We start from the raw sequence: 21,367 nt of genomic DNA on the forward strand, positions 1-21,367 counted from the left end.
CGCCGCCAATCTTTTCTTTTCAAAGGTTTGAAAAGATTGGCTTTCAGGCTTTGACAAAACCCTTGCTCGCGATCATCAAATTTCTCGTGTAGTCCTCATGAACCGCGCCCTTGGCCAGTTCCTGCGAGCTCAGCCGCTCGACAACGGCGCCGTTGCGCATCACGGCGAGCCTTTCACACATGTGGGTGACGACACCGAGATCGTGGCTCACCATCACGAAGGTGAGCTTGCGGTCGCGTTGGATCTGCTCCAGCAGGTTCAGCACCTCGGCCTGCACCGAGGCGTCGAGCGCCGATGTCGGCTCGTCGAGCAGCAGGATCGACGGCTCCACGATCAGCGCCCGAGCGATCGCCACGCGCTGGCGCTGACCGCCGGAGAGCTGGTGCGGGTATCGGAAGCGGAAACCATTGCCGAGGCCGACCTCGTCAAGCGCGCGGGCGATGCGCCTCTCGCCGTCGTCGATACCGTGGATTGCAAGCGGCTCGAGCAAAAGCCGGTCGATCGTCTGGCGCGGATGCAGCGAACCATAAGGATCCTGGAAGACCATTTGCACGCGCCGGTAGAAGCCTTTGCTGCGCTTCGAACCCTTCAACACCTCACCGTCGATGTTGATCGTGCCGCCGCTCACCGGCGCAAGTCCGGCAACGGCGCGCAGCAAGGTCGATTTTCCCGAACCGGACTCGCCGACAAGGCCAAAGGATTCGCCGCGTTCGACGGCGATGCTGACATCCTTCAGGGCATGAAAATGGTCGTAGATGACGCTGAGATTGTCGACTTGGAGAGCTGCGCTCATGCCGCCCACTCCGGCTTGCGGTCGAGCACCGGCAGAGGATGGCGGTTCGCACCGATCTCGGGCATGCAATTCAGCAGTCCCTGCGTATAGGGATGCTGCGCATGTTTGAGATCGGCCGCCGCGAGCTCCTCGACGATCTTTCCGGCATACATCACAATGACGCGGTCGCAGAAGGAGGAGACCAGCCTCAGATCATGGGAGACGAAGATCAGCCCCATGCCACGCTCGGACACCAGCCTGTCCATGATCCTCAGCACGTCGAGCTGCACCGTGACGTCGAGCGCCGAGGTCGGCTCGTCGGCAATCAACAGTTCAGGCCCGGCAATCAGCATCATGGCGATCATCGCCCGCTGCCCCATGCCGCCCGAGACCTCGTGCGGATGCAGGTCGAAGACACGTTTCGGATCGCGGATCTGCACCGCTTCCAGCATGGCGAGCGCACGCTCGCGCGCCTCCGCCTTGCCGACCTTCTCATGCGTGCGCAGCGTCTCGCAGATCTGCCGTCCGATCGACATGACGGGATCGAGCGAATATTTCGGATCCTGCAGGATCATGGCGATGCGCTTGCCGCGCAGCCTGCGCCTTTCGCCGGCGGACGCATTGATGAGATCGATGCCGTTGAAATTGAGCCTGTCGGCCGTGACGATGCCGTGTTTCGGCGTCAGGCCCATGATCGCCCGTCCGGTCTGCGACTTGCCGGAACCGGATTCGCCGACGATGCCGAGCCTTTCCTTGCCGAGCGTGAAGGAGACGCCGCGCACGGCCTCGATTACGCCGGTGCGTGTGGGGTAGCTGACCTTGAGCTTGTCCACCGTCAGAAGTGTCGTCATTGGCCGCTCTCCTTCGGGTCGAGCGCGTCGCGCAGGCCGTCGCCGAGGAGATTGAAGCCGAGGCTGACGATGAGGATGGCGATGCCGGGCATCGCCGCGACCCACCATTGATCGAGGATGAAGCGCCGTCCCGAGGCGATCATCGCACCCCATTCCGGCAGCGGCGGCTGCGCGCCCAGACCGAGGAAACCGAGACCGGCGGCCGTCAGGATGATGCCCGCCATGTCGAGCGTCACACGCACGATCAGCGAGGAAATGCAGAGCGGCATGACATGGCGCACGACAATGCGAAGCGGCGAGGCGCCCATCAGCTTCACCGCCGAAATATAGTCGGAACGCCGCACCGTCAGCGTCTCGGCGCGCGCGATTCGGGCATAGGGCGGCCAGGAGGTGATCGCAATCGCGATGATCGCATTCTGGATGCCGGGACCGAGTGCTGCGACGAAGGCGAGCGCCAGCACCAACTTCGGAAAGGCAAGGAAAATATCGGTGATGCGCATCAGCGCCGCATCCACCCAGCCTCCGGCATAACCGGAGAYGGTGCCGACGATCAACCCGATCGGCGCCGAGATGACGGCGACGAGCGCAACGACAAGCAGCGTCAATCGCGATCCGTAGATCAGCCGGGAATAGATATCACGGCCCTGGTCATCCGAACCGAGCCAGAATTCCCCCGTGCCGGGCGGCAGCAGCCGGGCATTGCGCAGATCGCCGACCACCGGATTATGTGTGGCGAGCACATCGGCAAAGGCGGCGATGAAAAGCAGCGCCACGATGATCAGCAGACCAACGACGGCAAGTCGGTTTGCCGTGAACTGCCGCCAGGTGACATAGGTGCGGCCGAGGCGGGCCTGCAGGCGCGATTGCGGCCGGTCGGAGAGCAGCCATTCGCGGCGGCTCATCGGCTGGGATGGGCTGGCGGTAACCGTCATCGGTTTCGCGTCCTCGGGTCGAGTGTCCGGTAGAGAAGATCGGACAGAAGGTTGATGCCGATGAAGACCGTACCGATGACGATCGTGCCGCCGAGCACAGCATTCATGTCGGCATTCTGCAGCGAATTGGTGATGTAGAGCCCGATGCCCGGCCAGGAAAAGACAGTCTCGGTCAGCACCGATCCCTCCAGCAGGCCGGCATAGGAAAGCGCAATGACGGTAACGAGCGGCACGGCTGCATTGCGCAGCGCATGGCCCCAGATCACCCGCGTTTCCGAAAGCCCCTTGGCGCGCACGGCGACGATATATTCCTGGGAAAGCTCGTTCAGCATGAAGCTGCGTGTCATCCGGCTGATATAGGCGAGCGAGAAATAGCCGAGCAGGGAGGCGGGCAGGATGATGTGGCGGAAGACATCATAGAAGACATCCCACTGCCCCTGCCAGGCGCTGTCCAACAGATAGAAGCCGGTGATCGGCGTGAACGTGTATTCGAAGACGATGTCGATGCGGCCGGGAAAGGCCACCCAGCGTAATTGTGCATAGAAAATGACGAGCGAAATCAGCGCCAGCCAGAAGATCGGCACCGAATAGCCGATCAGGCCGATGACGCGCACCACCTGGTCGACGATGCTGCCGCGACGCACCGCGGCGAGAACGCCGAGCGGCACGCCGACGAAGGCACCGATGAGCGTTCCGAGCGTCGCAAGCTCGACCGTCGCCGGAAATGCACGGCGAATATCGACCATGACGGGATTGGTCGTCAGGACCGAATTACCGAAATCGCCGGACAGGATGCCTTTGATATAGATGAAGAACTGCTGATAGAGCGGCAGGTTGAAACCCATTTCCTGTCGTACGCGTTCGACGACATGGTTGGGCGCGCGGTCGCCGAGGATGGCGAGCACGGGATCGATCGGCACGACGCGGCCGATGAAAAAGGTGACGGCCAGCAGGCCAAGATAGGTGGTGACGGCGGCAAACAGGAACCGCCCTAACGCCTTCGCAAAGGCCCTAGCACGGCCCTTTCGGGGCCGCGCCTCCTGCGTTGTTTCGACGGTGCTCAAGTCACTCAATCCTGCCGGACTATTCCTTGGCGATCGGACCGACGAAATTGGTGTCGAAGCTCGGACCCAGCTTGAAGTCCTTCACGCTCTTGCGGTAACCGGCCACCTCGGTCTGCTGGAAGATGAAGACGAAGGGGCTGTTTGCCAGATACTTCTTCTGGATGTCCTGATATATGGCGGCGCGCTTGGCGGCGTCGCGTTCGAGAAGTGCGGCCTTGGCTTGCTTGTCGAGCTCCGGCGCTTCCCAGGTGTTGCGCCATGCGAGCGTCTTCACCGTGCCAGCATCGGAATTGTCGGGATTGCCGGTAAAGGTGTCGGCATTAGAATTCGGATCGAAATAGTCCGAACCCCACTGGCCGATATACATGTCGTGAGTGCGGGCGCGGTACTTGGTCAGCGTCTGCTTGCCGTCGCCGGGAATAATTTCCATCTTCACACCGGCTTGCGCCAGCGTCTGCTGCATGGATTCGGCAATACCGGTTACCGGCTGGTTGTTGCGCACGTCCATGGTGATTGAGAAACCATCGGGTACGCCGGCCTTGGCGAGCAGTTCCTTGGCCTTGGCGACATCGAGCTTGTAGGGATTCTCGTCGAGCGCGCCGAGCTGGCCCTTCGGCAGGAAGGTCTGGTGGATCTCGCCGATACCCTTGATCAGCGTTGCGCCGATCGCATCGTAATCGACCAGATATTTGAAGGCTTCCTGGACTTCCGGCTTTTTTAAGTTCTCGTTCTTGTTGTTAAGGCTGACATAATAGATCGTGCCCTTCGGCGCACTCGTTGTCGCCAGATCGGCATTCTTCGAAACGGCGTCGATGTCGCCCGGCTCGAGGTTGCGGGCGATATCRATATCGCCGGCTTCGAGCGCCAGCCGCTGCGCCGAGCTTTCCTTCATGTAGCGATAGATGACGCGGTTGAGCTTCGCCTTGTCGCCGTAATAATTGTCGTTGCGCTCCAGCACGACGACTTCGTTTGCGCGCCATTCGCGCAGCTTGTAGGCCCCGGATCCGGCATAGCCGGTCTTCAGCCATTCATTGCCGAAATCATTGTCGTATTTGTGCTCGGCATCCGGCGTCACCGCCTTCACATGCTCCAACACCAGCTTCTTGTCGACGACGGAAGCGACGGTTGCCGTCAGGCAGTTGAGCACGAAGCTCGGCGCGTAGGCCTTGTCGACCGTGAAGACGAAGGTATTGGCATCGGCCGCCTTAGCCTTTTCCGTGACGTTGTCGCCGGTCAGGCCGAACTGGGTGAGGATGAAGGCCGGGCTCTTGTCGAGCTTGACGGCACGCTCGAACGACCAGGCGACGTCTTCGGCGGTGACCGGGTTGCCGGAGGCAAATTTCAGGCCTGGTTTCAGCTTGAACGTATAGGTGAGGCCGTCATCGGAAACGCTCCAGCTCTCGGCCAGATCGCCCTTCACCTTCGACGTATCGTCCATGTCAAGACGAACAAGCAGGCTGTAGCTGTTGGTGGTGATTTCAGCCGTCGAAAGCTCGAAAGCCTMGCCAGGATCCATCGTGATGATATCGTCGATGGCAAATCCTTCGACCAGCGTATCCTTCGGCGTCTCGGCGAAAGCGGAGGGTGCCGCCATCATCAGGAGCGAAAGAGCGGCTCCCGCGGAAAGCATGCGAAAATTGCGGCTGAGTTTGGTCATCATCATGGTCTGTTCCCCTGTTTTTTGATTGGATACGAAAGGCTTAGGCGTGGTCCTCCCACCAAGCTTGGGCCAGAATGCGAAGCCAGTTTTCGCGGGCAAGTTTTGCCAGGTCGGCGTCAGCATAGCCAACCTCTCTGAGAGCGGCAATCAGCTTCTGATTGCCGGCTGCATCACCGATTTCCTCAGGAATGGTGGCCCCGTCGAAGTCCGATCCGAGCGCCACGCAGTCGATGCCGATGCGGTTCACGAGATAGTCAATATGGCGGATCATGTCGGCAAGCGGCGTATCGCTGTCCGAGCGGCCGTCGGCACGCAGCATGGCGGTGGCATAATTGATACCGACGAGTCCGCGGCTTTCGCGGATCGCATCGAGCTGCCTGTCCGTCAGGTTGCGCGCGACCGGGGTCAGCGCATGAGCATTGGAGTGGCTGGCGACCAGCGGCTGGTCCGTCGTCTTCGCCACGTCCCAGAAACCCTTCTCGGTGATATGGGCGAGGTCGATCAGGACGCCGAGGCGATTGCATTCCCTGACCAGCGCGAAGCCGGCATCGGTGAGGCCGGGCGCCGTGTCCGGCGACATCGGGAAGGCGAAGGGCACGCCATGACCGAAGACATTGTGCCGGCTCCAGACCGGCCCGAGCGACCGCAGCCCCGCCGCATAGAATACCTCGAGCGCCGAGAGATCCGCGCCGATCGCCTCGCAGCCTTCCATATGCATGACGGCGGCGAAAATGCCGTCCGCCATGGCGCCGCGGATATCCTTTACCGTCCGGCAAAGCCGCCAGGCGCCAGCGCGGTCGAGCCGCAGCGCGATCGCCGCCATTTCATTGGCGATGGCAAGGGAAGGCAGCGGATCAAGAGGGGCCGCCATCGGCGTGATATAGCGACCGCTGGCATCCGGATCGGCGAAGACGAGATCGCCTGAGGGAATGTAGATGGCGCAGAGACCGCCCGAAAGACCGCCCTCTCTGGCGCGATGCGCATCGATATGGCCGACCGTCGTGCCGTCTACGAATTCCGCGATCGGGTCGCTGCCGTCTTTTGAATGTGTCCAGAGTCGAAGGAGAACGTCGTTGTGACCGTCAAATACGAATTGCATCTGTCTTCCTGCGCTGCCCGAGCGGGCGAATGAAGCGGCAGAATAGAAAAGCTGACGGAATTCGCCACTTCTTTTTTTAGAAATTCGTCGGTGGTGAAAACGAAACGGGGGCCGAAGCCCCCGCAAGAAAACCATCGCATGCCGGAGATCAGTGCTTGCGGCGTTTTTTCTGTCTGTAGACGTCGATGACAACAGCCGCGATGATAATGAGACCCTTGACGATCTCCTGGTAATAGGCGTCGATCCTGAGGAACGTGAAGCCGGAGGTCATGACACCGAGAATGATGGTGCCAATGACGGTGCCGGTGATGCGCCCGACGCCGCCGGTGAGCGAGGTGCCGCCGATGACGGTCGCGGCGATCGCATCGAGTTCATATCCGACACCCATGCTGGCCTGTGCGGTTTCCGCACGTGCCGCTGTGACGATACCGGCAAGGCCGGCAAGCAATCCGGCAATCACATAGACCTTGACGAGATGCGCCTCGATGTTGATGCCGGAAACACGCGCAGCCTGCGGATTCGCGCCGATGGCATAGGTGAACTTTCCGTAACGGGTATAGCGCAGCGCAATATGAAAGATCAGCGCGACGACCAGGAAGACGACAACCGGCCAGGCTTTCGTTCCGATGAAATGAAACTGCTCGGTGATCCCGGAAACCGGCTGTCCCTTCGTATACCACTTCGCCACGCCTCTGGCCGAAACGAACATGCCAAGCGTGGCGATGAACGGAGGGATTTTCGTGTAGGCGATGAGTGCGCCGTTCGCGAGGCCGGCGGCCGCCCCGATCAGCAGACCAACGACGATAGGCACGAAAGCCGGCAGGTCGGTCAGCGAGGGAAAGACGGCCCGTCCCCAGGTCGACGACTGGGCGAAGCTTGTTGCGATCATCGCCGTCATGCCGACGACCGAACCCGACGAAAGGTCGATGCCGCCGGTGATGATGACCTGCGTAACGCCGACGGCGATGATGCCGATGACGGAGACCTGCAGGATCATGATCGTCAGACGCTGCGAATTCATGAGGAAGCTCTGGCCGATGAACATCCAGCCGAGCACTTCGTAGATGAGCGCGATGCCGACGAGCACAAGGAAAATGCTGAGTTCCGTCGGTATGCGCCGCCGCCTTTGCCGGGTTGCGAGCGGAGCCGCGCCCTCTGCTGCCTTGGTAGTCATGTCAAACCTCCCTTGGGCAATCGCCGTCAACGCATCACTGCGCTGCCAGCTCCATCACCTTGATCTGCGTTGCTTCGTCGCGATTGAGGAAACCGGTCACGCGTCCCTCGTGCATGACCATGATGCGGTCGCTCATCCCGAGAACTTCGGGCATCTCGGACGAGATCATGACCACCGCCACACCATCTCGCGCCATTTCCGTGACCAATCGGTGGATTTCCGCCTTGGCGCCGACATCGATACCGCGCGTCGGCTCGTCGAGGATAAGGATGCGCGGCTCGGTGAGCAGCCAGCGCCCGATCAGCACCTTCTGCTGATTGCCGCCCGAAAGATTTTCCACCCGCTCGTAAAGATTGGGCGTTTTCACGCGCAGCTTTTTTGCCATGTCTTCGCAGGTTGCCTCGACTGCGCCCTGCTGCACGAAGCCGCCCTTGACGTATTTGTCCTGCAGAACGGCGATCTGCATATTCTCGAGAATATCGAGGATCAGCAGGCAGCCCGTATCTTTCCGGTCCTCGGTCAGAAATGCCATCCGATTGCGGATGGCCTCGGTCGGCGAAGAAATGGTCACCGGCTTGCCGTAGAGCTCGATCGAGCCGGAGCTTGCCGGCGTCACCCCGAACAGCGTTTCGGCGACATTCGACCGGCCGGAGCCGACGAGGCCGGCCACGCCGAGGATTTCGCCGGCTCTCACTTCGAAGGAGACGTTGGTGAAGACGCCCTTGAGACAAAGATCCTTGACGGAGAGCACGACCTCGCCGATCGGCACCTCTTCCTTGGGAAACATCTGGGTGATCTCGCGCCCGACCATCATGCGGATGATGTCGTCGCGGGTGACGTCGGTCGAGGCATGCGTGCCGATATATCGGCCGTCGCGGAAGACGGAGAACTCGTCGGCGATCTCGAAAAGCTCGTTCATCTTGTGGGTGATGTAGACGATGCCGATGCCCTGGGCCCTGAGGTCGCGGATAATACGGAAAAGATGCTCGACCTCGCGCTCCGTCAGCGCCGAAGTCGGCTCGTCCATGATCAGCACGTCGGAATTGTAGGAAACCGCTTTGGCGATCTCGACCATCTGCCGGTTGGCGACCGACAGGAACCGGACCTCGATATCGGGATCGATTGATATATTGAGCCGAGTAAACAATTCCTCGGTCATGCGGTGCATCACGCCGTGATCGATGAAGCCGAAGCGGTTCTTCGGTTCCCGGCGAATCCAGATATTTTCGGCGACCGTCATGAACGGCATCAGGTTGAGTTCCTGATGGATCATGGCAATGCCGTTTTCCAGTGCGTCGAGTGGAGATTTCAGCTGGATCTCGATCCCTTTCAGGCGAATATCGCCCTTGTCGGGCGTATAGATGCCGGCGAGGATCTTCATCAACGTCGATTTGCCGGCGCCGTTTTCGCCCATCAGCGCATGCACGGAGGCGCGCTTCAGCCGGAACTGCACGTCGTCAAGTGCGACGACCCCAGGAAATTCCTTGCGGACACCCTCGGCGCTCAAGAGATATTCCGCATTCGGGACGGCGCCGCTTGCACGAACGGCGGCCATGGTTGTCGGGCTGACGGCCATATCATCTCCTCCAGATACGGGTAGGCGAAAAGGATGCGGGCAAAGCCCGCATCCTGCTTGGCATTCGTCTCAGTTCTTGGTGACGAAGTCCTTGACGTTGGCAGGCGTCACGAGCTGGAAGGGAATGTAGACCTTCTTGTCGATCTTTTCGCCCTTGGCGAGCTTGAGCGCTGCATCGAGCGAGCCCTTGCCTTGGCCGGCGGCATCCTGGAACACCGTGACGTCGAGATCACCGGCCTGCATGGCGGCAAGCGCGTCCTGCGTGGCGTCGACACCGCCGACGACAACCTTGCTCATATCCTTGCCGGCTGCCTTCAGCGCCTGGAGGGCGCCGATGGCCATTTCGTCGTTGTTGGAGATCACGGCGTCGAATTCGATACCGCTGGAGAGCCAGTTGGTCATCAGGTCGGCGCCCTGGGTGCGGTCCCAGTTGGCCGTCTGCTCTTCGACGATCTCCAGGCCCTTGCATTCATCCGTCTTGATGACGTCGTGAACGTCCTGGGTCCGCATGCGCGCAGCCTGGTTGGAAAGCTCGCCCATGATGACGACGGCCTTGCCCTTGCCGCCGAGAATGCGGCAGATTTCCTTGGTTTCCAGCGTGCCGGATTCCTGCTCGTTGGACGCAACGAAAGCCTGCTTCTCCGGCAGCGTGTCGACGTTGACCGGCTGGCGGTTGACGTAAACCAGCGGAATGCCGGCATCGGCGGCGAGCTTCGACATTGCCGTGGTCGCATCGGTATCAACAGGGTTGACGATGATTGCATCGACCTTGGAGGCGATGAAATTCTGGATCTGGCTCTGCTGCTTGGAAACGTCGTTCTGCGCGTCTTCGACCTGCAGCGTCACGCCGCTCAGTGTCTTTGCATAATCGGTCATGCCATTGCGCAGAACCGTCAGGAAATTGTCGTCGAATTTCGCCATCGAGACGCCGACGGTTTCTGCGTGAGCGGCCGTCGACATGACGAGCGCCATCGCAGTGCCCAGGATAAACTTTTTCATTTTACTTCCTCCACAAAGCGGTGCCCGGCTGCACCCTCCTCACGCCGGAGCTCCAGGCATTTGCTCTGAAGCCGCATTCCCCTGCGCCACCTCTCCCGCGGCGCTCCGCAAAACGGAACAAACAAACCGTTAAATCTGCTCTGCGGAATATTTATTCCATTTTCTGGGAACGACGTCAAGTATCTTTAGCGGCGACGAGATATGGATGAGGGCGCAATGCCATGCGGGCGTCAGGACCGACACCCGCATTGTCGGTGTTGTGAAAGGCGAAACGAGCATCCATCTATGGGAGGGTCGAAGGCAGGCTCACGGCCGCAGGCGCCTTCGACCTCTCGCCGCGACCCAATCATTTGAAGATTTTGGAGACAGGACAAATGTCCATTTCGATGTATCGCCTCACCGTTCCGATGTTCCAGCGCGGCCTCGCCAGCCTGAAAACCTACCTCGACAAGGCCGAAGCCTATGCGAAGGAAAAGAATATCGATCCTGCCATATTGGTCGCCGCCCGCCTCGCGCCCGACATGCTGCCGCTCTCCGGCCAGTATCAGCGCGCCAGCGACACCGCCAAATTTGCGCTCGCTCGCCTGACGGCGACCGACGCCCCGAAGTTCGAGGATAACGAAACGACGTTCGACGACCTGCGTGAGCGCCTGGCAAAGACCGAAGCCTATCTCGCCGGCTTCTCGGTGGAAGCACTGGAAGGCACGGAAACCCGCCAGATCACCCTGCCGGGAAAGAGTGGTATCGTGCTGCCGGGTGGTGAATATATCGCCACCTTCGCCCTGCCGAACTTCTATTTCCACGTCGCGACGGCCCACGCCATCCTGCGTAGCCAGGGCGCTCCGATCGGCAAGCGCGATTATCTCGGCTGAACCCTGGTTCGGCTCGGCTAGACCACTGCACCATTCCTTAAATCGGAATCGATGTAAGGACAAAATTATGCGGTGATTCAAAGTGTTACAGCGTCCTTTGCGCGTCTGAAAGAGACGCGCGGCGCTGTATTATCAGGGCCGGTGCGTCACCGGCCCTCTTTCCGTCAGTTCGGTATAGGCGAGCGTCTGATCGAGATGCCGTGCTCGGAGCGACAGCAGCTTCTCGGCATAGTCGAGCCGTATCGCCGCATAGGCCGGACCCGCCGCGATATTGTCGAGTTCCATCGGATCGTCGGCAAGATTGAAGAGCAGCGGCGGCAAAGCGGTAAAATGCACATATTTGAACCGCGCGTCGCGGATCACCGCGAGATTGCATTCGTTGGACCGCAGCCGGAAATGCTGCTCGGCCTCGCCATGCGCAATGTCGCGGAAATCGAATTCCCAGAATGCCGCGTCCCGCCAGCCCTGTCCGCTCCCACCCCTGACAAACGGCATGAGCGACCGGCCATCGAGCCCGTTCTTCGCGTCGATGCCGAGCCTTTGGCAAAGTGTCGGAAAAATATCGGCCGCGCTGGTGAATTTGTCGACGACCCCACCCGCAGCACTGCTTGCGGGATCGCGAATGACAAGCGGAATATGATAGCTGCCATCGAAGAAACCGCCCTTGCCGAGCATCCAGTGATCGCCCGCCATCTCGGCGTGGTCCGAGGTGAAGACAATAAGCGTGTTGTCCCAGGCGCCCGCATCCTTGAGGGCCTGCCAGATGCGGCCGAGCTGTGCATCGACCTCTGATATCATGCCGTAATAGATCGCCCGGATCGCGGCAAAATCCTCGGCGTTCCAGCCGCTGAGCGGCCCCGTTGCACCGTGGATAAAGTTGCCCTTGTCAGAGCGTGGCATGGCATAGGCGAGATAGGGGTGACTGTTCTGTTCCGCTTCGCGGTTTGCCGCGCGCGCAAAAGCTGGTCCCTCGCCCGGCGTGAACATTCGGTTGAACGGCTCCGGCACCGAGAATGGCGGATGCGGACGTAAGAAAGAGACATGCGCAAACCACGGCCTGTCCTGTTCGCCCATCCAGCGGATGAATTCGCCGGTCAGAAAAGCCGTCTGGGTCTCATCGCGCGAATAGGCCGGCGGCGCATCGGAAATGTCTCCGGCTCCAGCACCGACCGGAATATGGATATCGCGGCTGACGGCATCCGCATGGCCGCGGGACCTGAGCCAGGAGAGCCATTGTCTTTCATGCTCGGGCAGAAGCTGGCGAGCCGTAAAGCCCGGCAGCACGCCTTCGTAGGTCGTCAGATGCGGATCGCCGGTATCCATCCCGCGCGGATCGGGCGCCGTATCCGTATAGCCGAACAGCGTCGGGTCGTATCCCGCCCGCCGGGCGGCCAGTGCCAGATTGTCGAAGCGGGCATCGAGCGGCGAACCGTTGCGACAGACGCGGTGGTTCATCTGATAGAGGCCGGTATAGAGCGTGGCCCGCGCCGGTGAGCAGGGTGCCGCCCCGGCAAAGTGCCGCCGGAAGAGGGTGCCTTCGCGCGCCAGTGCATCGACGCCAGGCGTCTTTACGCAGGCATGACCGACAGCCGACAGGCAATCGCCGCGCCACTGGTCCGCCGTGATCAGCAGGATGTTCGGCCGGCGCGCTTTCTCGATGCTGGTTGGCTCAATGCTGGTTGGATTTTGCATGCCAGTCCCAGGCGGAGCGGATGATCTCAGACAGATCATACTGCGGCACCCAGCCGAGCACGTCACGAGCCTTGTCGTTATTGGCGACCAGCGTATGCGAATCGCCTTCGCGCCGGCCGATATATTCGACCGGGAAAGGCCGGTTCGACACGTCCTCGATTGCGCCGAGCAATTCCTTGACCGTCGTGCCGGTGCCGGTGCCGAGGTTGAGTGCGACGGAATCGCCGCCCTTCAGCAGATATTCGACGGCGCGCACATGTGCATCGGCAAGATCCAGCACATGGATATAGTCACGCACGCAGGTGCCGTCGCGGGTCTCGTAATCGCTGCCGAACACCTTGAAACCCTGGCGGCGGCCGAGTGCCGCGTCGATCGCCAGGGGTATCGCATGCGTTTCCGGCTGGTGCCATTCGCCGATCCGGCCTTCGAAATCGGCGCCGGCCGCATTGAAATAGCGCAGCACCACCGAGCGCAGGCTCCTGTACTGGTCGTAATCGGCAAGCGCCTGTTCGACGATATATTTCGTCCGCCCGTAGGGATTGATCGGCACCTGCCGGTGCGTCTCGTCGAGCGGCACGCTCTGCGGCAGGCCGTAGGTGGCGCAGGTGGAGGAGAAGACGAAGGCATTGATGCCGGCCGCCTGTGCCGCCGAAAGCAGCGTCAAAGTGCCGATCACATTGTTCTCGTAGAAGGAAACCGGATCCTTGACCGATTCGCCGACCTCGATCAGCGCCGCGAAATGCAGGATCGCCGCCGGCTTGTGCTTGGCCAGCACCTCGTCCAGCCGGGCGCGATCACGAATATCGCCCTCTTCGGCCGGCCCCCATCTGACGAACTCGCGATGACCGTTCGAAAAATTATCAAAGACGACAGGCGCATAGCCCTTGTTCGCCAGGTCGAGGCACGTATGCGAGCCGATATAGCCGGCGCCGCCGACGACAAGAACCGTTTCACCTGCCATGCACCACCCTTACTATTCATTGAGAGATGGGAGAAACCTAGACGAGATACACGTCAATAAAAAGAAGGAACTGCGATCGGCGTCAACGGACAATACGTCAAATGCCGAAGCCACGCTCGACCGGGTGCGATCCGCCGCCCGTGCAATTTGTGCCGGATCAGCAGAAAACACAAATTATTCGCGTGATTTGCATAGCCGCCCGATCTAAGGGGCTTGCACCACCATGTGATGATCAACGGTCTGCAGGCATCAGGCAGGGAGAGCGCGAATGAGGAAGGCATTGGTCGTTTGGGGCGGCTGGCAAGGCCACGAGCCGGAGCAATGCGCCGATATCGTCGCCGATCTCCTGCGCGAGGACGACTTTACCGTCGAGGTAACCGGCGATCTCGGCGTGTTCGGATCTCCGACGCTGGCGAAGGCCGATCTGCTGGTGCCGATCATTACCGGCGAAACGCTCGAAAAGCCTCATGCCGCTGCGCTGGTCGAAGCGGTGCGCGGCGGGCTCGGGCTTGCCGGCCATCACGGCGCACTCGCCACGTCCTTCAAGGAAAGCGCCCCTTTCCGTTATGTCTCCGGCGTCACTTGGGTCGCCCATCCCGGCAATATCATCGACTTCCGCGTCGCCGTCACTCGGCAGGACGATTCCGTCATGGAGGGCATTCCGGACTTCGACTACCGTTCGGAGCAATATTACCTCCACTATGATCCCACAGTCGAAATCCTTGCGACCACCACCTTCACTGGCGCCTACGATCCGGCAGCCCGCAATGTCGTGATGCCCGTCGTCTTCAAGCGCCATTTCGGTGCCGGCCGCATCTTCTATTCCGCCCTCGGCCATGTCGCAGCCGAATTCGACCATCCCTACATGCCCCTCATCCTGCGGCGGGGCCTGAGCTGGGCCGCACGCCAGTAGTGTCAGGACGATCGCCCTCGGACGAGGATCGGCGGCGACAGCCAAAGATGTCGGCGGCTGAAGAACGAGCATTTCAAGCTGGAGGGCAGCCTCACCTGATCGGCCGGCATGGGCGAGCGCTTGCCGATCGTCCGCCTGCGCCATAATTTGCCCGGATGCAGGATCGCTTCTCTTTCTTCCCCGCCACCGCCGACCGCCTGGCCGATATAGAAGCGGTCTTCGACGATTGCGCCGACGGCCGGAATTGTCGCTGCGCCTACTGGTATCGTCCGAATGCCGACTACAAGGCAGGATGGGGCGAAGGAAATCGCAATTGGTTCCGAAGCCTCGTCGCCGAACCGCGCCCGCCCGGCATTCTCGGCTATCACGACAATGAGCCGGCCGGATGGTGCGGTGTCGCGCCACGCGCCGTATTCGATCGGCTGCGCCGCTCAAAACCCTTTGCTCCGGTCGATGACAGGCCGGTCTGGTCGATCAATTGCTTCATCGTCCGCAAGCCGTTCCGGCGGCAGGGCCTGTCGCGATTGTTATTGAAACACGCCGTTGAATTCGCAAGCGCGAACGGCGCCGAATGTCTCGAAGCCTACCCTGTCGATCAGGCAGCCCGTGCTTCGAACGGAGCCGAACTCTATCCGGGAACGCTATCGATGTTTCTGGATGCCGGTTTCGCCGAAGCGGCAAGACGCCTGCCGGCAAGACCTGTGGTCCGTCTGGAATGCCGCTGAATATTTCGGCACTCAGGGGAGTGGCAATACGGTCTAGCGAGCCGCTTTGATCTGCCGGTCGTTCTCGACGGTGGGCGCCGCCTCGTCATAGATCCGCATCAGCCGCCCGGCTGCCTTCAGCTTCTCGATGAGGTCGTTTCCATCAGGCGAGGCCTTCGTCAGCTCCAGCTGCTCGAATTCCCTCAGCGCCTGCGCCCAATGGCTTTCCCCACGCCCATCCGGCCTGCCTTCCGATTCCCATAGTGAATAAGCGCGCTGGCTGACCCAGGCGTCTTTATTATGACTCATAATCAACCCCAGCGAGAAATTTGGAAGCAATATTCGACAGGCAACAAGGTGCCAAAACCGGCTTTAGGAGTCGTTACGAGGCAGCGTTAGTTTTTAGCTAATAGCGAGGCGCCGAAGGATTATCCCGTGCACACATTCCGGACCTTGGCCTCGTACCGCCTGCAGGGTAGGGTCATCGCAGAAACGACAGCGATGACCGATGGCAGCCAAGACAACACTCAATGCGAAGAATCTCGAATCCCTTGGTGCGCAGCGCCTTGCCGAGCTGCTGGTCGAGATCAGCATGGGCAGTGCTGCCCACAAGCGACGGCTTCGAATGGAACTTGCCGGCAACCACGGCAGCGCCGAGGTCGCGCGTGAGGTGCGAAAGCGGCTTGCCAGCATTGCCCGCGCTCGCACTGTCATCAACTGGCGCAAAGTGAAAGCGCTGAAGAGCGATCTGGAAACCCAGCGCAAGACGATCGCAGAGACGGTTGCCGCCGATGATCCCCAGGAGGCTTTCGAATTGATATGGCAGTTCCTCGCGCTGGCGAATTCGATCTTTGAGAGATCCAGCGACAGCAGCAGTTCTCTCATCGAAAGCTTTCATCAGGCTTGCGAGGATGCTGCCGCAATCGCCGCGTCCGCCAAGATCGCCTCCAATGTCCTGGCCGAGAAGGTGTTCAAAGCCGTGCAAGACGATGGCTACGGCCAATACGACAACCTGATTGCGGCGATGGCGCCTGCTCTCGGCAAGGATGGTCTCGATTGCTTGAAAACTCTCTTCGTCCAATGGTCCAAGGAGCCGAAAGACAAGCCGGCGAATGACAAGCGCGAGATCATCGGCTGGGGCAGCGCAGGCACCCTTTACGAAGATGAGATCTACGGTACTCAGCGAGATCTGACGGTGCGCATAGCCTTGCAGGAAATTGCCGACGCCCAGGGCGATGTTGATGCCTACATCGCTCAGCAATCCGAGAAAACGCGCAAGATGCCGATGATAGCGGCCGACATCGCCAATCGCCTGGTCTCGGCCGGCCGAGCCAAGGAAGCACTTGAGGTGCTGAGTGAGGTCGATACGACAAGCCAGGCCGACATACCATTCGAATGGCAGCGCGCGCGTGTCGAGACGCTCGAGGCCCTGGGGCGCACAGAGGAGGCGCAGTCCTACAGGTGGACATGCTTCGAGCAGTCGCTGCATGGCGAGCACCTCAAGGCTTTCCTCAAGCGGCTGCCGGATTTCGACGATCTCGAGGCCGAGGAGAAGGCATTCGCTTATGCCCAGGCTTTCCCGGACGTCCACCAGGCACTTGCATTTTTCCTGAATTGGCCGGCACCTGCCGAGGCAGCAAAACTCGTGATGAGGCGGAAGCCGGAACTGGACGGCAATCTCTATGAGCTGATGCCGGCGGCGGCCGAAGCTCTGGCGGAGAAACATCCGCTTGCGGCAACCATCGTCTTGCGCTCCATGATCGATTTCACGCTCGATAGCGGCCGGTCCAGCCGCTACAAGTATGCGGCGAGGCATCTTGCGGACTGCGCATCGCTTGCGCCTCATATCAATGACTTCGGCAACACAAGAACCCATGACGTCTATGTCGCAGAACTCAAACGTCGGCACAGCAAGAGGCATGGCTTCTGGAGCCAGGTGACCTAAGTCGCAGCGGATGCGTTACCTTCAGAGAGGAATTCCATGACGACCACTTCCTGGCATACAGATCCGCTGACTTGGGGCAATGGACCCCGCGTCTTCGAAGCCTTTCTGGAGCCGACTTGCCCCTATTCGGTCAGAGCGTTCAACAAGCTCGACGAGTTGCTCAGCCAGGCGGGCGAAGACAAGATCACCGTGAAGATCCGCCTGCAGTCGCAACCTTGGCATATGTATTCGGGCGTCCTTGTCCGCTGCATCATCGCTKCCTCAACGCTGGAAGGCGGCAAGCAGACAGCAAAGAAGGTGATATCAGCCATTGCAGCCCATCGCGAGGAGTTCGAATTCGAACGCCATGCCGGCGGCCCGAATATGGATGTGACGCCAAACCAGATCATCGAGCGCCTGGAGGGCTACAGCGGCGTCAAGCTGAAGGAAGCCTTCGCAATCCCGGATCTTGACCGGGAGATCAAATGGCACTGCAAATATGCCCGGCAAAATGGCATCCATGTCTCGCCGACCTTCATGATCGACGGGCTGGTGCAGGCTGACATGAGCAGCGGTGATGAGGTTGGAGTCTGGGTGAAGAAGGCACTGGGCAACTGACGCTGGCCGAGTGCCAGAGACGGTCCCACCCGCTTATTTGTCTCCTGCCATGAATCCCATGCAGGAATCAGTGCAAGCAGCAGGCATTTTCCAACTTTGGACTTCAGGAAACACCGCGGGTGTGGCCCTGGGATGGATGCGATCCTACCGGTCAGTCATGGAAGTATCCCGGCAATCACAAAGCGCTGATAATCCCGGGAAGCTTATGGCGGAGAGGGTGGGATTTGAACCCACGATACCCTTGCAGGTATGCCGCATTTCGAGTGCGGTGCATTCGACCACTCTGCCACCTCTCCGCGGTCTGGTCGGCGCTTGTTCGGCGCGGGCGTTCTCATAACGGGCAAATGACAGGCTGGCAAGCCGAAAAGTCGAAGCATTCCATCCTTTTGCCTTGACACCTTTTTGTCACTCGCGTATCTCGGCTGCGCAATAGGTTTGGAGAAATCCGCGCCTTAGCTGTCTCGCGCTCGCGCGGGGCTTCACCGGCAGGACGAGTTCGAGGATTTGACCTCTGAAATCCCTGCTTAACTTCGACTGATAAAAAGACAGCCACCTGCTGGATTAGCGGGGAGCGCTGGAACGAACATGAAAGGATAAAAAATGTTCGCAGTCATCAAGACCGGCGGTAAACAGTACCGTGTGGCAGCCAACGACGTGCTGACCATCGAAAAGCTGGAAGCCACCGCTGGCGACTCCATTGAATTCACCGAAGTGCTCGTGATCGGCGAAGGCGCCGACGCTGCGATCGGTGCGCCCTTCGTAACCGGCGCCTCTGTCAAGGCAGAAGTCGTCGAACAGAACCGCGGCAAGAAGGTCATCGCCTTCAAGAAGCGCCGTCGTCAGAATTCGAAGCGTTCGCGCGGCCATCGTCAGCATCACACGGTCGTCCGTATCACGGACATCGTGGCTGCCAAGTAAGATCAACGGGACAAGGTTTTAAAGGAGAACTCCAATGGCACACAAAAAAGCTGGCGGTTCATCGCGCAACGGTCGCGATTCTCAGTCCAAGCGCCTTGGCGTGAAGAAGTTCGGCGGCGAAGCCGTCATCGCAGGCAACATCATCGTGCGTCAGCGCGGTACTGAGTGGCATCCGGGTTCCAACGTCGGCCTCGGCAAGGATCACACGATTTTTGCGCTTACCGCCGGCAATGTGAACTACCGAACGAAGGCCAACGGTCGCGTCTACGTGTCTGTCATGCCGAAAGCGGAAGCAGCGGAATAAGCCGGTAGCGCTCAAAAACAGCCGGCGTCTCATCGACCCGGCTGGCCGTATCAGGTTCAGTCTAGAAAACAGGGGAGATGGGGCGCCATCTCCCCTTTTTCTTTACCCCTCAAGGAGGACTGAACCATGCAAGGCGAATTGTTAAGGGCAGACCAATCACGGTCTCCCCGGGAAGACCAGCGGTCTTCCGAAGAACGGCTGAGGCCGGAACGGTTAAGGACCGATTGCCCTGTCTTGTTATCGGAAAGGCTCGTCATGCGCGCGCCCCACGAGGAAGACATCGACGCCCTTGCCCATCTCGCCAACAACGCCAAAGTCGCCACCATGGTATCGCGTATGCCGCACCCTTATACCGCCGATGATGCTGCTGACTTCGTGCGTCGCACGAAAAATGGCGATATTGGCAAGTGCGTCTATGCGATCACCAAGGCCGAAAACGGCGCCTTTATCGGCTGCTGCGGCGTCGAGCCGCATGCGGACGGCAGAACCGTCGAGATCGGCTACTGGCTGGGCGAGCCCTATTGGAACAAGGGTTACACGACCGAGGCCTGCCATGCCCTGGTCGATATGGTGTTCAGAACCCGCCAGGATGTCGATCAGATCGACGCCCGTTGCCGGGTAATGAACGTCGCCTCGCGCCGCGTCATCCAGAAGTGCGGCTTCCAGTTCCAGGGATCGGGGCTCGCCGCCTCGCTGGCGCTCGGCAGCAACGTACCGGTCGAATGGTACAGGCTCGACCGCAAGACCTGGATGTCCCTCAGAAGCTGGGGGAACATCGCATGAGCACGACTGCGCTGCAAAGGCCAGAGGTCAAGCCGATGATGCCCGGCCCCGCGCCTGTCATCTCGACCGCCCGGCTGACGCTCCGCCCCCACAGGCTGAGCGATGCGCCGGCGATCGCGGAATCGCTCTCCGATTTCGCGGTCACGCGCATGCTGTCCCGCGTTCCCGCGCCGTTCGACCGGCAGGATGCGCTGGACTGGCTGATCCCCGTAACCTCGGGCACCCTGCCCGACTGGCCACTGGCGATCACCGATAAGGACGATGTCCACATCGGCAACGTCTCGATCGAGCTGCGCCACGGTCGCTGGCACCTCGGCTACTGGCTGAACCGCTACTACTGGCGGCGCGGCTATATGAGCGAGGCGGTGGCGGCCATCATCGAGCGCTTCTCGCGCCGCATGCCGGAAACGCCGGTTCATTCCGGCGTTTTCGCCGACAACCCGGCTTCGCTGCGACTGCAGGAGAAGCTCGGTTTCCACATGACGGGCTGCGGCGAAATCTATTGTTTCGCCCGCAACACCATGGTGTCGCACATCGAGACCGTGCTGCAACCTGGCATGCTGCAGCCGCGAAAGGTCGCCTGATCAAAAAGGGAGACGCCGCCATACAGGCGGCGTCTCCGTCAATCACCGATCTCGACCCAGACGGGGAAATGGTCGGAGCCGACGGATTGCGTATCGATCCGGGCGGATTTCAACCGGCTCTCCAGGCCGCAACTGACGAAGCAATAATCGAGATGCATGCGTTTGCCGTGATCTTCGGGATCCATCCAGCTGTAGCTGTCAGGCCCATAAGCCTTGAGCGCCGAAAGGGCGTCGACCGGCGTGCCGATCCTCGCCACACGGCCGTAATATCCGCCGCCAGCCCCGGCAAGCGCGCAATATTCCGGCGATTCCGGCGCCATGTTGAAATCGCCCATGATGATATAATCCTCCGGCAGCGGCGGCTCCGGCAGATCGAATTCACCGCCCCCCGTCAGCGACCCACCCTCCTGGACGAAGGCATTGATATGCGCGTTCAAGAATTCCAATTGGCGGATGCGCTCGTCGGCGGAGACATGGTCGAGATGCACGGAGTAGACGCGGATCGCACCRCCGGGTGCGTCGATCACCGCCTCGGTTGCGCCGCGCTGCAGGTTGATCTTGCCGATCGTGCGGCTGCGCGGCAGAAGCAGCGTTCGGGTCGAGACGATCGGCCAGCGCGACAGCACCATGTTGCCGAACTGAAAACGGGTTCCCGCCAGCGGCTGCAGCCCGCCTTCATCCGCTGCGACATGCATGTCGCAGGCTGGCCCATACACCCAGAAATAGTCGGGAAAGAAGGCTGCAACATCGGCCACCATGTCGGCAAAATCGTTGCGGGAGAAGCCGCGGGTCACCTCCTGCAGCGCGATGACATCGGCTCCCTCAAGGCTCCGGGCAATCCGCGCCAGATCGTATCTGCCGTCGAGACCGAAGCCGTACTGTATGTTATAGCTCGCAAAATTCACGATAATCTTTGACCTCCGTCGGAACCGCCTATATCGAATGGGCCAAGACGGGCCGTCCAACC

At 60.5% G+C, this 21,367-nt stretch carries 22 protein-coding genes and 1 tRNA gene; 9 read left to right on the forward strand and 14 right to left on the reverse strand.

Annotation, left to right across the window (positions count from 1 at the left end; all coding sequences use genetic code 11):
• Nucleotides 1–43: 43 nt before the first annotated feature.
• The 9 genes from AC1ECN_RS07615 to AC1ECN_RS07655 all read right to left on the reverse strand — a co-directional run bounded on the left by AC1ECN_RS07615 (nt 44) and on the right by AC1ECN_RS07655 (nt 10,127).
• Nucleotides 44–793, reverse strand: a complete 750-nt coding sequence (locus AC1ECN_RS07615) for an ABC transporter ATP-binding protein (RefSeq protein ID WP_130662483.1) — start codon at nt 791–793, stop codon at nt 44–46.
• A complete protein-coding gene (locus AC1ECN_RS07620) occupies nt 790–1,623 on the reverse strand; it encodes an ABC transporter ATP-binding protein (RefSeq protein ID WP_020052145.1) in 834 nt (277 codons plus the stop codon). The genes AC1ECN_RS07615 and AC1ECN_RS07620 overlap by 4 nt, the downstream gene beginning before the upstream one ends.
• Complete coding sequence (locus AC1ECN_RS07625; protein ID WP_477952640.1) at nt 1,620–2,555, reverse strand: ABC transporter permease; 936 nt, start codon at nt 2,553–2,555, stop codon at nt 1,620–1,622. The genes AC1ECN_RS07620 and AC1ECN_RS07625 overlap by 4 nt, the downstream gene beginning before the upstream one ends.
• Entirely contained in the window at nt 2,552–3,619 is a 1,068-nt protein-coding gene (locus tag AC1ECN_RS07630) for an ABC transporter permease (protein WP_033181959.1), read from the reverse strand. Before AC1ECN_RS07630 ends, AC1ECN_RS07625 begins: the two co-directional genes overlap by 4 nt.
• Before the next feature lie 19 nt (nt 3,620–3,638).
• The gene (locus tag AC1ECN_RS07635) at nt 3,639–5,282 is read right to left on the reverse strand and encodes an ABC transporter substrate-binding protein (RefSeq protein ID WP_477952641.1); all 1,644 of its coding nucleotides are present in this window, start codon (nt 5,280–5,282) and stop codon (nt 3,639–3,641) included.
• 37 nt (nt 5,283–5,319) lie between these two features.
• Entirely contained in the window at nt 5,320–6,378 is a 1,059-nt protein-coding gene (locus AC1ECN_RS07640; RefSeq protein WP_130662486.1) for a dipeptidase, read from the reverse strand.
• 148 nt (nt 6,379–6,526) lie between these two features.
• Nucleotides 6,527–7,552: an ABC transporter permease gene (locus AC1ECN_RS07645; protein ID WP_012759467.1), complete on the reverse strand. Its 1,026-nt coding sequence runs from the start codon at nt 7,550–7,552 to the stop codon at nt 6,527–6,529.
• A gap of 34 nt (nt 7,553–7,586) precedes the next feature.
• Complete coding sequence (locus AC1ECN_RS07650; RefSeq protein ID WP_130662488.1) at nt 7,587–9,128, reverse strand: sugar ABC transporter ATP-binding protein; 1,542 nt, start codon at nt 9,126–9,128, stop codon at nt 7,587–7,589.
• Nucleotides 9,129–9,197: 69 nt separating this feature from the next.
• Complete coding sequence (locus AC1ECN_RS07655; RefSeq protein WP_130662489.1) at nt 9,198–10,127, reverse strand: sugar ABC transporter substrate-binding protein; 930 nt, start codon at nt 10,125–10,127, stop codon at nt 9,198–9,200.
• 374 nt (nt 10,128–10,501) lie between these two features.
• On the opposite strand from AC1ECN_RS07655, the gene AC1ECN_RS07660 reads away from it, so the two are divergent.
• Complete coding sequence (locus AC1ECN_RS07660; RefSeq protein WP_130662490.1) at nt 10,502–10,999, forward strand: DUF1993 domain-containing protein; 498 nt, start codon at nt 10,502–10,504, stop codon at nt 10,997–10,999.
• Between the two features lie 132 nt (nt 11,000–11,131).
• Here AC1ECN_RS07660 and AC1ECN_RS07665 read toward each other — a convergent pair whose 3' ends face one another.
• Nucleotides 11,132–12,691, reverse strand: a complete 1,560-nt coding sequence (locus AC1ECN_RS07665; protein ID WP_130673286.1) for an alkaline phosphatase family protein — start codon at nt 12,689–12,691, stop codon at nt 11,132–11,134.
• Nucleotides 12,669–13,652, reverse strand: a complete 984-nt coding sequence (galE, locus tag AC1ECN_RS07670; protein ID WP_018071947.1) for a UDP-glucose 4-epimerase GalE — start codon at nt 13,650–13,652, stop codon at nt 12,669–12,671. The genes AC1ECN_RS07665 and galE overlap by 23 nt, the downstream gene beginning before the upstream one ends.
• A 268-nt stretch (nt 13,653–13,920) precedes the next feature.
• Between galE and AC1ECN_RS07675 the strand changes: the two genes are divergently transcribed.
• Both AC1ECN_RS07675 and AC1ECN_RS07680 read left to right on the forward strand, forming a co-directional pair.
• Nucleotides 13,921–14,565 (forward strand): ThuA domain-containing protein, encoded by a 645-nt coding sequence (locus AC1ECN_RS07675; RefSeq protein ID WP_018071946.1) that lies wholly within the window; start codon nt 13,921–13,923, stop codon nt 14,563–14,565.
• A 155-nt stretch (nt 14,566–14,720) separates the two neighbouring features.
• A complete protein-coding gene (locus AC1ECN_RS07680; RefSeq protein ID WP_130662492.1) occupies nt 14,721–15,290 on the forward strand; it encodes a GNAT family N-acetyltransferase in 570 nt (189 codons plus the stop codon).
• Between the two features lie 33 nt (nt 15,291–15,323).
• Here the strand turns inward: AC1ECN_RS07680 and AC1ECN_RS07685 are convergent, their stop codons facing one another.
• On the reverse strand, nt 15,324–15,578 hold the full coding sequence (locus AC1ECN_RS07685; RefSeq protein WP_130662493.1) for a DUF2934 domain-containing protein: 255 nt from the start codon (nt 15,576–15,578) through the stop codon (nt 15,324–15,326).
• Between the two features lie 199 nt (nt 15,579–15,777).
• Here AC1ECN_RS07685 and AC1ECN_RS07690 point away from each other — a divergent pair, with 199 nt between their 5' ends.
• Both AC1ECN_RS07690 and AC1ECN_RS07695 read left to right on the forward strand, forming a co-directional pair.
• Complete coding sequence (locus tag AC1ECN_RS07690) at nt 15,778–17,214, forward strand: DUF6880 family protein (protein WP_130673287.1); 1,437 nt, start codon at nt 15,778–15,780, stop codon at nt 17,212–17,214.
• A 36-nt stretch (nt 17,215–17,250) separates the two neighbouring features.
• The gene (locus AC1ECN_RS07695) at nt 17,251–17,811 is read left to right on the forward strand and encodes a DsbA family protein (protein WP_477952646.1); all 561 of its coding nucleotides are present in this window, start codon (nt 17,251–17,253) and stop codon (nt 17,809–17,811) included.
• A 206-nt stretch (nt 17,812–18,017) separates the two neighbouring features.
• On the opposite strand, the gene AC1ECN_RS07700 is transcribed toward AC1ECN_RS07695, so the two are convergent.
• Nucleotides 18,018–18,107: transfer RNA gene (locus AC1ECN_RS07700), tRNA-Ser, on the reverse strand.
• A gap of 304 nt (nt 18,108–18,411) precedes the next feature.
• Between AC1ECN_RS07700 and rplU the strand changes: the two genes are divergently transcribed.
• The 4 genes from rplU to AC1ECN_RS07720 all read left to right on the forward strand — a co-directional run bounded on the left by rplU (nt 18,412) and on the right by AC1ECN_RS07720 (nt 20,400).
• The gene (gene rplU / locus AC1ECN_RS07705) at nt 18,412–18,729 is read left to right on the forward strand and encodes a 50S ribosomal protein L21 (protein ID WP_003543907.1); all 318 of its coding nucleotides are present in this window, start codon (nt 18,412–18,414) and stop codon (nt 18,727–18,729) included.
• A gap of 34 nt (nt 18,730–18,763) precedes the next feature.
• The gene (gene rpmA / locus AC1ECN_RS07710; RefSeq protein WP_003543909.1) at nt 18,764–19,033 is read left to right on the forward strand and encodes a 50S ribosomal protein L27; all 270 of its coding nucleotides are present in this window, start codon (nt 18,764–18,766) and stop codon (nt 19,031–19,033) included.
• Nucleotides 19,034–19,159: 126 nt separating this feature from the next.
• On the forward strand, nt 19,160–19,816 hold the full coding sequence (locus AC1ECN_RS07715) for a GNAT family N-acetyltransferase (RefSeq protein ID WP_017966066.1): 657 nt from the start codon (nt 19,160–19,162) through the stop codon (nt 19,814–19,816).
• Nucleotides 19,813–20,400 (forward strand): GNAT family N-acetyltransferase, encoded by a 588-nt coding sequence (locus AC1ECN_RS07720; RefSeq protein ID WP_027668025.1) that lies wholly within the window; start codon nt 19,813–19,815, stop codon nt 20,398–20,400. Before AC1ECN_RS07715 ends, AC1ECN_RS07720 begins: the two co-directional genes overlap by 4 nt.
• A gap of 38 nt (nt 20,401–20,438) precedes the next feature.
• On the opposite strand, the gene AC1ECN_RS07725 is transcribed toward AC1ECN_RS07720, so the two are convergent.
• A complete protein-coding gene (locus AC1ECN_RS07725; RefSeq protein ID WP_130673288.1) occupies nt 20,439–21,305 on the reverse strand; it encodes an endonuclease/exonuclease/phosphatase family protein in 867 nt (288 codons plus the stop codon).
• Nucleotides 21,306–21,367: the final 62 nt, after the last annotated feature.

This window comes from Rhizobium sp. 01N447_2, assembly GCF_056399245.1.

Coding starts and splice junctions, on each gene's coding strand:
- AC1ECN_RS07615 (WP_130662483.1), bottom strand. CDS start 793: ATGAGCGCAGCTCTCCAAGTCGACAATCTCAGCGTCATCTACGACCAT.
- AC1ECN_RS07620 (WP_020052145.1), bottom strand. CDS start 1,623: ATGACGACACTTCTGACGGTGGACAAGCTCAAGGTCAGCTACCCCACA.
- AC1ECN_RS07640 (WP_130662486.1), bottom strand. CDS start 6,378: ATGCAATTCGTATTTGACGGTCACAACGACGTTCTCCTTCGACTCTGG.
- AC1ECN_RS07645 (WP_012759467.1), bottom strand. CDS start 7,552: ATGACTACCAAGGCAGCAGAGGGCGCGGCTCCGCTCGCAACCCGGCAA.
- AC1ECN_RS07650 (WP_130662488.1), bottom strand. CDS start 9,128: ATGGCCGTCAGCCCGACAACCATGGCCGCCGTTCGTGCAAGCGGCGCC.
- AC1ECN_RS07655 (WP_130662489.1), bottom strand. CDS start 10,127: ATGAAAAAGTTTATCCTGGGCACTGCGATGGCGCTCGTCATGTCGACG.
- AC1ECN_RS07660 (WP_130662490.1), top strand. CDS start 10,502: ATGTCCATTTCGATGTATCGCCTCACCGTTCCGATGTTCCAGCGCGGC.
- AC1ECN_RS07665 (WP_130673286.1), bottom strand. CDS start 12,691: ATGCAAAATCCAACCAGCATTGAGCCAACCAGCATCGAGAAAGCGCGC.
- galE (WP_018071947.1), bottom strand. CDS start 13,652: ATGGCAGGTGAAACGGTTCTTGTCGTCGGCGGCGCCGGCTATATCGGC.
- AC1ECN_RS07675 (WP_018071946.1), top strand. CDS start 13,921: ATGAGGAAGGCATTGGTCGTTTGGGGCGGCTGGCAAGGCCACGAGCCG.
- AC1ECN_RS07680 (WP_130662492.1), top strand. CDS start 14,721: ATGCAGGATCGCTTCTCTTTCTTCCCCGCCACCGCCGACCGCCTGGCC.
- AC1ECN_RS07685 (WP_130662493.1), bottom strand. CDS start 15,578: ATGAGTCATAATAAAGACGCCTGGGTCAGCCAGCGCGCTTATTCACTA.
- AC1ECN_RS07690 (WP_130673287.1), top strand. CDS start 15,778: ATGGCAGCCAAGACAACACTCAATGCGAAGAATCTCGAATCCCTTGGT.
- rplU (WP_003543907.1), top strand. CDS start 18,412: ATGTTCGCAGTCATCAAGACCGGCGGTAAACAGTACCGTGTGGCAGCC.
- rpmA (WP_003543909.1), top strand. CDS start 18,764: ATGGCACACAAAAAAGCTGGCGGTTCATCGCGCAACGGTCGCGATTCT.
- AC1ECN_RS07715 (WP_017966066.1), top strand. CDS start 19,160: ATGCAAGGCGAATTGTTAAGGGCAGACCAATCACGGTCTCCCCGGGAA.
- AC1ECN_RS07720 (WP_027668025.1), top strand. CDS start 19,813: ATGAGCACGACTGCGCTGCAAAGGCCAGAGGTCAAGCCGATGATGCCC.